Here is a 6,823-nt window from a genome sequence, read left to right on the forward strand (position 1 = left end):
CCAAAGACCGTTCCATGCCCCTGCCCACACCACTACACTCCCCACCCTCAGAACCCTGACCAGCAGAAATGGCGAAGTACTGCTGGAGTACTAGGGCGGCCCAGGGCGTCTTCCCTCGCCGCCTTCCGGCGCTGGCTGCGCGGGTGGGCCGGGGCCAGCCCTTAGGGTGGGATCGTCCCGAGTTGACCGGATGTCCCGGTCGGTGAGGCAGGAGGCGATCGCCGTGCACGTCCATCCCGTCCTGGTCACCGGTGTCGGCGGCGCGGTGGGCGGAGTCGGGCGAACGGTCCTCGACCGGTTGCACGCGCAGGGCGTGCCTGTCCGGGCTCTTGCGCACCACGACGACGAACGGGCCTCGGCCCTGCGGACCCTGGCCGGTGTGGAGGTGGTGGTCGGCGACCTCACACGCGGCGCCGACGTGGTGGAGGCGCTGGCAGGCTGCCGCCGGGCCTACTTCGGGATGAGCGTGTCGCCCGCGTACCTGGAGGCCGCGACGACGGTCGCGGCGGCCGTCCGGGAGGGCGACGGCCTCGAACTCCTGGTGAGCATGTCCCAGATGACGGTCTCGCAGATGGACCTCACCAGCCGGGGCGAATCCCGGCACCAGCGGCTCCACTGGCTGGCCGAGCACGTCCTGGACTGGTCGGGAGCGCCGGTCGTCCACGTCCGGCCCACGGTATTCATGGAGAATCCGCTCTTCGCCCAGGTCGCGGTCGCCTCGATCCTGCGGGACGGCACGATCCGCCTCCCGTTCGGCTCCGCCCGGACCTCGCCGGTCGCAGCGGCCGATGTGGCGGAGGCCGTCGCGCACCTCCTGCTCGCCCCGGTGGAACCGTCTCGCCGGGTCTACGAGCTGACCGGGGCGCACTCGCGCGACATGGACACCATCGCGGCCGAGTTCTCCACCGTCCTCGGCCGCACCGTGACCTACGTCGACGTGCCGTACAAGGAGTGGCTGGAAGGCGACCTCAAGGAGCTGGACCTGCCGCCCCACGTCTTCGACCACATCGCCACGATGGCGCGGCTGCACGCCGAGAACCGGTACGACCGGGCCACCGACGACCTCGCCGACCTGCTCGGTCGCTCCCCGCTGGGGTTCGACGCCTTCATCAGGAACACGCCCGCCCTGCAGTCGTAGCCGGGGCTCCAGGACTCCTCGCAGGTCGTCCGGGCCTGTGCCGGGGGCGGCAGCACTGCTGCTCGGAGCCCCGGCTAGGGTGAGCGCCGACCCGAGACCCAGGGTCCATTCCACGGGGGAACGATCTACGTGAACGCCATTGTGTTCAATGTGACGACCGCTGCACTGATGGTGCTGATGTTCAAGAGCAGCATGCTCCTGATCGGCGAGGACACGATCTGCCGACGGCCGGTTCCCTGGGCGGCGGTCGCCCTGACGGCCGTGGCGATCGGCGCGGTCGCGCTGCAGGCAAGCTGGTCCGGCGCGATGGACGCCCTGGACAGCGACCCCCGCAGAGCGGGCTGGTGGCGCGTGGTCACCTCGGTCTTCATGCAGAACGGCGGGTTCTTCGGCGGCGCCTGGAACATCGTCACGCTGGCTGTCGTCGCCGCGCTGGCCCAGTGGTTCTGGGGCGGCCCGCTCATGCTCACCCTGTTCGCAGGCGGCATCCTGCTGCCCGAGCGGATCGACGCCCTGTTCGGCGAGACGGCTCCCAGCACCGACCCGCGCAACTTCGCCGGCAGTTCCGGGGCGACCTACTTCCTCGCCGCCACCCTCACCGCGGCTCTCCTCCTCACCGCCAAGAACACCAGGACTCGCCTGCTGGCGGCTGCCACACCGCTGGCCGGGCTCGCGATGTGGCTGGCTCAGGACAACGGGCACGGCCTGGTCAGCTGCTACGGCTTCCTGCTCGGCGGTGCCGCTCTGCCGCTGGCCCGCCGCCTGTCCAGGCCGGTGCCCGTGACGCCGTAGCGGCAGAGCGGCTCAGTCGCGCGCCGGGGCGGGCGCCTCCCGGCTGGAGGGCACCGACTCCTGCTGCCGGCCGGACCCGCCGCCCGCCCGGCGGCGCAGCAGCAGGCCTCTGGCGGGGCGTTCCACCGCTTCGTACAGGACCCAGGACAGCCCCAGGGACAGGCTGAAGGCGACGGCGGTGACCGCCGCGCCCGCCAGGACGCCGAAGTGGGGCTTGGCGCCCAGCAGGTTCGTGCCCGCGCGCAGGACCAGCAGGTGGATCATGTAGAAGGCGAACGACAGTTCCCCCAGACGTACGATCCGCCGATGCCGCCACAGGGACGGCAGCCCGTGCACGTCCGCGACGGCCGCCGCCGGGATCAGCAGCGTGAACCCGGCGAGCGTGCAGACCGTGGCGGAATACCCGGGCGTGACCTGCGGGACCAGGAAGTAGCCGATGATCGCCAGGGCCAGCGACGCCTCCAGGCCGGGGCCGCGCCATCGGTCGAGCAGCACCAGCCGGGCCGTCACGGCGCCCAGGACGAACTCGGGGAGGCGGGCGGCGGGGAAGGAGTAGAGCGACTGGGTCAGCCAGTGGTGGGCGTCGGCCCAGGCCAGCACCAGGACCGCCGCGACGGCCACCCCGCCCAGCGCGGTGGAACCCCGGGCGCCGAGCCGGCGCAGCACCAGGATCAGCAGAGGGAAAGAGGCGTAGAAGAACGCCTCGCACGCCAGCGACCAGCTGACCGGGTTCAGCGTCTGCCACCAGGGATGCCACCAGGAGTGCAGCAGCAGGGCGTTGGCCAGTGTCTGCTTGGGCGTCGGGTTCCCCTGATGGGCCAGCGTGAACGTCATGAGGAGGGCGACGGTCAGGGTGACCAGGTGCACCGGGTAGATCCGCGCGATGCGCCGTCGCCAGAAGGAAAACGCGCGGTCGCGCGGTCGCGCCGACCAGGTCAGCACGAAACCGGACAGCACGAAGAAGAACGACACTCCCGTGGCACCGGCGCCGAATCCCCAGAACACGATGCGGCCGGCACCGCCCGCGAAGTAGCCGAAGTTGTTGACGTGCAGTCCGAACACCAGCAGGGCCGCCATCCAGCGCAGTCCGGTGAGGGACGGCAGAGAGGGCAGGGCGGCGGTCGGCGAGGACCGGCCACCGGAATTGGGTGTGCCGGTCAGTGCGGGCGGCGTCCGGTTCGCCCGGGTCGTCGCCGTGGTCATCCAATCACCTGCCGCAGGAGGTTTGCGTGGGGCATGAAGGGGAGCGTTGCCCGTTCGGCCCGTCTCAATCACATCAATGTGCAAACATCACACTGCTGCCGAACGAGGCAGCCCGCGCTATGCCACGGACGGCCCGACGCGATGCACCCGTACGAGCGATGGAGCCTGTTGACCGACCGGGGCGGCACGGCACCGGGGCGGAGTGTGTCGCGGGGAGCGAACACGCGACGTTCACAAGGCACTTCACCGCCGGTCCGCCGGAATCCCTTCGCCCGTGGACAGGCGGCGGGTGCGCTGCCAGGATTCGCGATCATGAGCGAGCGTGTGCGGGTGCGGCCCGCCGAACCCGGTGACTACGACCGCATCATCCCGGTGGTCGACGACTGGTGGGAGCGGCCGATCCGCTCGGTGCTGCCCCGGCTGTTCCTGGACCACTTCCATCGCACGAGCCTGATCGCCGAGGACGCCGCCGGCCTCGCCGGGTTCCTCGTCGGGCTGATGTCCCCCTCGGAGCCCGACACCGCGTACGTCCACTTCGTCGGGGTGGCGCCACGGACCCGCGGCGAAGGGCTGGCCCGCCGCCTCTACCAGCGGTTCTTCGATCTGGCAGCGACCGAACACCGTACCCGGGTGAAGGCGATCACCTCGCCGCAGAACCTGAGCTCCATCGCCTTCCACACCGCCATGGGATTCACGGTCACCGGCCCCGTCCCCGACTACGACGGCCCGGGGACCGACCGCATGGTCTTCCAGCGTCCGCTCCCACCCCGGGCGAGGCCGGCGCGGTCCTGAGGGGCGGCCTGCCGCGGTGCACTCGTGCGGACACCGGCCGAACCCCGAGGCCGGCCACGCGGGCGGCCGCGACTTTCGCCGCCCGATCCCCTCCCTTCGGCGCTGCGCCGTAGACCATCGGGGGACGGCGCCGGCGGGACCGACGACGCCAGGGTGGCCGTATGCAGAAGACCCATGACCGTACGCATCAGGCCAATACGCATCAGACCAACGGGATCAACCGCGCACAGTTCCTGGTCGGAATGGCGTCCGCCGGGCTGGCCGCGACGCTGCTGCCGGCGGGCACGGCCCGTGCGGCGGAGCACCGGCACGGACTGCGCCACCGAGGTGTCGTCTACACCGTCGGCGAGGGCGAGACACCGGCCACCGGCTTCCGAACCGCCCGGATGCGCCGGGACATCCGCGCGATCCGCGACGAACTGCACGCCGACACCGTGGACGTCACCGGCGACGGCGTGGAGCGGCTGACGGCAACCGCCGCCGAGGCCGCGGAGTGCGGTCTGCACATCTGGCTCCAGCCGACCCTCGGTGACGCCCCCGAGCGGGACATCCTGGAACACCTTGCCGAGACCGGTCGCTTCGCGGAACGGCTGCGCCGGCAGGGCGCTAGCGTCGACCTCAGCGTGGGCTGCGAGTTCTGGCTGTTCGTGCCGGGCATCGTCCCGGGCGACACGGTCCTCGAACGCATCCGGAACCTGCTGGACGGCAAGGTCGACCCCGTCAGGATGCAGCGCCGCCTGGACCGCTTCACGGCCAGGGCGGCGGCGGTCGGCCGTTCCGTCTTCCACGGCCGGCTCAGCTACGCGGCCGCCCAGGACGACCAGGTCGACTGGCGGCTCTTCGACATCGTCGGCATCGACTACTACTCGTACTTCCCCGGGCACGCCGACTACGTACGGGAGCTGCGCCGCTACCTGCGGTGGGGCAAGCCGTTGTCCATCACCGAGTTCGGGACCTGCGCCTACGTCGGTGCCCCCGAGACCGCCGGCATGGGCTGGAACGTCGTCGACCACGACAAGGACCCCGAGGAGATCAAGGGCGACCTGGTCCGCAGCGAGCGCACCCAGGCCGCCTACCTCGTCCAGCTCCTCGACGTCTTCTCCTCGATGGGCCTGTACGCGGCCATGGCGTTCGAGTTCGTCACCCCCGACGCACCGCACCGGCCCGGCGACCCCCGCCACGACCTCGACATGGCGAGCTACGCCATCACCAAGCCGATCGAGAACCGCCCGTTCGACCCTGCCGCCGGCTGGCACTGGGAACCCAAGGAAGCCTTCCACGCCCTGGCCCGGCGCTACGCGAGGGAGGCGCGCCGCAACTGACGGGCCGGTCCCGGAGCCGCGCACTCACCCGTTGGGAGGACCCCTCGGCTCGGCGCGCGGCACGGCGGGCGGCGCGGCCGCATGATGCGTCCGTGCCCGCGTGCCCCGACCGCTCCGCCCGGCCCTCCGGCCACGGCCGCGCAGGGGCCGGGTTCAGCCGCGCACAGGCCGCGTACAGCCGCGCACAGGCCGGGCACAGTCGTGCACGGTACGGGCTCAGCCCCATGGGGCCCCGGGCAAAGCTGCGCACAGGCAAACACCGGTCCACGGCACGAGGCCAGAATTGCATCGTTCGTTTTCTTGAATCTCTCGTGTTTATGAGGGTAGGTTCGGCGTCATGACCGCCTCCCAGACTCCGACCACCGCCGAGGAGCTGCGCGGTGCCGGCCTGCGCGTGACGGCGGCCCGCGTCGCGCTGCTGGAGACCGTCCGGGACGGTGACCACCTCGGCGTGGAGGCGATCGCCTCCGGGGTCCGCGACCGTGTGGGTCACATCTCCCTTCAAGCCGTCTACGAGGCCCTGCACGCGCTCACCGCGGCGGGCCTCATACGCCGTATCGAGCCGGCCGGCAGCCCCGCCCGGTTCGAAGGACGTGTCGGCGACAACCACCACCACGTCGTGTGCCGGTCGTGTGGTGCCCTCGCCGACGTCGACTGCGCGGTCGGCGATGCGCCTTGCCTGACCGCGTCCGACGACCGCGGCTTCTCGATCGACGAGGCCGAGGTCGTCTACTGGGGCACCTGCCCCGACTGCTCCACAGGCCGGAGTTCCTGAGCACCAGTTCCTGAGCACCGAGTTCCGTCACGTTCGGAAGGATTGCCATGACTGAGAACCACGACGCGATCGTCGCAGACGCGAAGTCGGAGGAGGGGAGCGGCGGCTGCCCCGTCGTGCACGGGCGTGCCCCGCACCCGACCCAGGGCGGTGGCAACCGCCAGTGGTGGCCGGACCGGCTGGACCTGAAGATCCTTGCCAAGAACCCTGCCGTGGCCAACCCGCTGGGTGAGGACTTCGACTATGCGGAGGCGTTCCAGGCCCTCGACCTCGCGGCCGTGAAACGGGACGTCGCAGAGGTGCTGACCACCTCGCAGGACTGGTGGCCCGCCGACTTCGGCAACTACGGCCCGCTGATGATCCGTATGGCCTGGCACAGCGCGGGCACCTATCGCATCAGCGACGGCCGTGGCGGCGCCGGTGCCGGCCAGCAGCGTTTCGCCCCGCTCAACAGCTGGCCGGACAACGCCAGCCTCGACAAGGCCCGCCGCCTGCTGTGGCCGGTCAAGAAGAAGTACGGCCAGAGCATCTCCTGGGCCGACCTCATGATCCTCACCGGCAACGTCGCCCTGGAGACGATGGGCTTCAAGACCTTCGGCTTCGGCGGCGGCCGTGAGGACGTCTGGGAGGCGGAGGAGGACGTCTACTGGGGTCCCGAGACCACCTGGCTGGACGACAAGCGCTACACCGGCGACCGCGAGCTGGAGAACCCGCTCGGCGCGGTCCAGATGGGTCTCATCTACGTCAACCCGGAGGGCCCCAACGGCAACCCGGACCCGATCGCCGCGGCTCGCGACATCC

The 6,823-nt window shown here is 71.0% G+C and carries 7 protein-coding genes; 6 read left to right on the forward strand and 1 reads right to left on the reverse strand.

Features of this window, described 5'->3' with window-relative positions; translation table 11 throughout:
* Positions 1-190: 190 nt before the first annotated feature.
* Together AB0H32_RS45460 and AB0H32_RS45465 are read left to right on the forward strand one after the other, a co-directional pair.
* The gene (locus AB0H32_RS45460) at positions 191-1,138 is read left to right on the forward strand and encodes an NAD(P)H-binding protein (RefSeq protein ID WP_361134673.1); all 948 of its coding nucleotides are present in this window, start codon (positions 191-193) and stop codon (positions 1,136-1,138) included.
* Between the two features lie 150 nt (positions 1,139-1,288).
* Positions 1,289-1,930 (forward strand): hypothetical protein, encoded by a 642-nt coding sequence (locus tag AB0H32_RS45465; RefSeq protein ID WP_361134676.1) that lies wholly within the window; start codon positions 1,289-1,291, stop codon positions 1,928-1,930.
* A gap of 12 nt (positions 1,931-1,942) precedes the next feature.
* Here AB0H32_RS45465 and AB0H32_RS45470 read toward each other — a convergent pair whose 3' ends face one another.
* A complete protein-coding gene (locus AB0H32_RS45470; RefSeq protein ID WP_361134679.1) occupies positions 1,943-3,133 on the reverse strand; it encodes an acyltransferase in 1,191 nt (396 codons plus the stop codon).
* Between the two features lie 312 nt (positions 3,134-3,445).
* On the opposite strand from AB0H32_RS45470, the gene AB0H32_RS45475 reads away from it, so the two are divergent.
* The 4 genes from AB0H32_RS45475 to AB0H32_RS45490 all read left to right on the forward strand — a co-directional run.
* On the forward strand, positions 3,446-3,925 hold the full coding sequence (locus AB0H32_RS45475; RefSeq protein WP_361134682.1) for a GNAT family N-acetyltransferase: 480 nt from the start codon (positions 3,446-3,448) through the stop codon (positions 3,923-3,925).
* A 161-nt stretch (positions 3,926-4,086) separates the two neighbouring features.
* Entirely contained in the window at positions 4,087-5,247 is a 1,161-nt protein-coding gene (locus AB0H32_RS45480; protein ID WP_361134685.1) for an abortive phage infection protein, read from the forward strand.
* 337 nt (positions 5,248-5,584) lie between these two features.
* Positions 5,585-6,022, forward strand: a complete 438-nt coding sequence (locus tag AB0H32_RS45485) for a Fur family transcriptional regulator (RefSeq protein WP_361134689.1) — start codon at positions 5,585-5,587, stop codon at positions 6,020-6,022.
* 47 nt (positions 6,023-6,069) lie between these two features.
* On the forward strand, positions 6,070-6,823 hold a 754-nt coding region (locus tag AB0H32_RS45490), incomplete at its 3' end, for a peroxidase family protein (protein ID WP_361134692.1).

The organism is Streptomyces sp. NPDC020362, assembly GCF_040642095.1.
Taxonomy (GTDB): Bacteria; Actinomycetota; Actinomycetes; order Streptomycetales; family Streptomycetaceae; genus Streptomyces.

Coding starts and splice junctions, on each gene's coding strand:
- AB0H32_RS45460 (WP_361134673.1), top strand. CDS start 191: ATGTCCCGGTCGGTGAGGCAGGAGGCGATCGCCGTGCACGTCCATCCC.
- AB0H32_RS45470 (WP_361134679.1), bottom strand. CDS start 3,133: ATGACCACGGCGACGACCCGGGCGAACCGGACGCCGCCCGCACTGACC.
- AB0H32_RS45475 (WP_361134682.1), top strand. CDS start 3,446: ATGAGCGAGCGTGTGCGGGTGCGGCCCGCCGAACCCGGTGACTACGAC.
- AB0H32_RS45480 (WP_361134685.1), top strand. CDS start 4,087: ATGCAGAAGACCCATGACCGTACGCATCAGGCCAATACGCATCAGACC.
- AB0H32_RS45485 (WP_361134689.1), top strand. CDS start 5,585: ATGACCGCCTCCCAGACTCCGACCACCGCCGAGGAGCTGCGCGGTGCC.